At 73.7% G+C, this 2,214-nt stretch carries 2 protein-coding genes; both read right to left on the bottom strand.

Going from position 1 to position 2,214, the window contains the following annotated elements; genetic code table 11:
• Positions 1-11 precede the first annotated feature (11 nt).
• The gene (gene mshA / locus MVA01S_RS29580; protein ID WP_040542678.1) at positions 12-1,334 is read right to left on the bottom strand and encodes a D-inositol-3-phosphate glycosyltransferase; all 1,323 of its coding nucleotides are present in this window, start codon (positions 1,332-1,334) and stop codon (positions 12-14) included.
• A gap of 36 nt (positions 1,335-1,370) precedes the next feature.
• On the bottom strand, positions 1,371-2,214 hold an 844-nt coding region (locus MVA01S_RS29575; protein WP_159426390.1), incomplete at its 5' end, for an ROK family protein.

Below are 2,214 nucleotides of genomic sequence, written 5' to 3'. Positions count from 1 at the left end.
CTCATCGCCACTCATACCCGGACTCCTCTGCGTATCGAGAACCGCCGGCCGCTGCGCCGCGACGACAGCTGGTGCTGGGCCCGGTAGTCGGCGATCGCACGCCCGTAGCCCGTCAGCAGCGCATCGACGGTGTGCGACCAGGAGAACGTGGCGGCGTGGGCGAGCGCCGCGCGGCTCATCGTCGCCGGGTCGGCGGCCAGCACCCGGGCCAGCGTGGACGCCCACGCGTGCGGATCGTGCCCGTCGACCAGCGCGCCGGTGACGCCGTCGCGCACCGCGACCGGGAGTCCGCCGACGGCGGCCGCCACCACCGGCGTCCCGCAGGCCTGGGCCTCGACGGCGACCAGCCCGAACGACTCGGAGTAGCTGGGCACCGCGATGACGTCGGCGGCCCGGTAGACCCGGACCAGGTCGTCGCGCGCCTGCGGCGGGAGGAAGGTCACCCGGTCGGTGATACCCAGGTCCGCCGCCAGATCCACGAGGTTGTCCGGGGTGGCCAGCCCCGACCCGGACGGCCCGCCGGCGATGACGACCTGAACGCCGGGCAGCAGGGCCACCGCGCGCAGCAACACGTCGGGGGCTTTGAGCGGCTGGATCCGGCCGACGAACGCGACGATCTGCGCGTCGGCGTCCAGGCCGAGGGCGGCGCGCGCGGCCGCGCGGTCGCCCGGGGTGAAGGTCTTCAGGTCGACGCCGGGGTGCACCACGTCGATCCGGTCCGGGTCCGCACCGTGCAGCGAGACCAGTTGGTGGGCTTCATGTTCGGTGTTGACGATCAACCGGTCGGCTTCGTCGACCACCTGCTGCTCGCCGATCGAGCGCATCGGCGGTTCCGGGCAGTCCCCGGCGGCCAGTGACGCGTTCTTGACCGCTGCCAGGGTGTGGGCGGTGTGCACCAGCGGCACCCCCCAGCGGTCGGCGGCCAGCCAGCCGACCTGGCCCGACAGCCAGTAGTGGGAGTGCACGACGTCGTAGTAGCCGGGTTCGTGGGTGGCCTCCGCACGCAGCACCCCGGCGGTGAACGCGCACAGCTGGGTGGGCAGATCGTTCTTGTCCAGCCCCTCGAACGGGCCGGCCACCACGTTGCGCACCAGCACCCCCGGCGCCACCGGGACCACGGGCTGGTCGGCCGACGAGGTGGCCCTGGTGAAGATCTCCACGTCCACGCCGCGGGCGGCGAGCTCCAACGCGGTCTGCAGCACGTAGACGTTCATCCCGCCGGCATCACCGGTGCCCGGCTGGGCCAGCGGGGACGTGTGCACCGAGAGCACCGCCACCCGGCGCGGCTGGGGCAGTACGGAAGGCGAGCCAGCCGGCTCGGACGCTAGACGCACACCGTCATGTCTACACCGCTCGTCCGGCGGCCGATCTCAGGCACTGACTTCGGGCCTGCGCGACGCGAGCGCGCGCCGCATGCCGCCGATCGGGTCGGCGTAGAGCCCGCCGAGGGACACGATGCCCGCGCCGGCCTCCTGGATCCGGTTGCCGAACGTCGTCACCCGGATGTCGCGGGGCGGCAGCGCCGACCGGGCGGCGAACGCCGACTCGACGATCGACATGCCCTCCGGGTACTCGGTGAACGCCTGCCCGCCGACCACCAGGTCGTCCGGATTGAGCATGTCGCGCAACAACGCCACGGCCTCGCCGAGCACCCGGGCGCGTTCGGCGACCAGCGCCGCGGCCGCCTCGTTGCCCTGGCGGGCGGCGCGCAGCACCGCGGTGACCGTCGACGCCGGGCCTTCGGCGGGCACGATCTGCGCCTTGCGCGCCGCGCTCAGCACCGCCTCGTCGCTCACCGTGGATTCCAATTGTCCTGTGCCGCCGAGGAGTTCGGAGAACGCGGGCAGGCCTGCGATGGTGCCGGGGCCGCTGGCCGGGGAGTGCACCTGGCCGCCGATCGACAGTGCGTAGCCGACGGTTTCACGAGCGTAGACGTACAGGCTGGTGGCCGCCTTGGTGGGCCGGCGGCGCACCCCGAGCAGCAACTCCGCGCCGGCCATCGCGTCCACGTGCGAGGCCACCGACACCGGAAGCCCGAGGGCCTCGGCGAGCACCGGACCGACCGGTGCGTCCGACCAGCCCAGCCGGGGATGGTCGAGATAGCCGGTGGCGCTGTCGACGACGCCACCGGTGGCCACGCCGACCCACAGCGGGCGACGGCGGTGCCAGCGGCTCAGGTACCGGCGCGCGCTGCCGGCGATCGCGGTCAGCGCC

Origin of the sequence: Mycolicibacterium vaccae NBRC 14118 = CIP 105934 (genome assembly GCF_001552715.1) — a bacterium.
GTDB classification, from domain to species: domain Bacteria; phylum Actinomycetota; class Actinomycetes; order Mycobacteriales; family Mycobacteriaceae; genus Mycobacterium; species Mycobacterium vaccae.
This window is presented reverse-complemented; position numbering and strand designations above follow the sequence as displayed.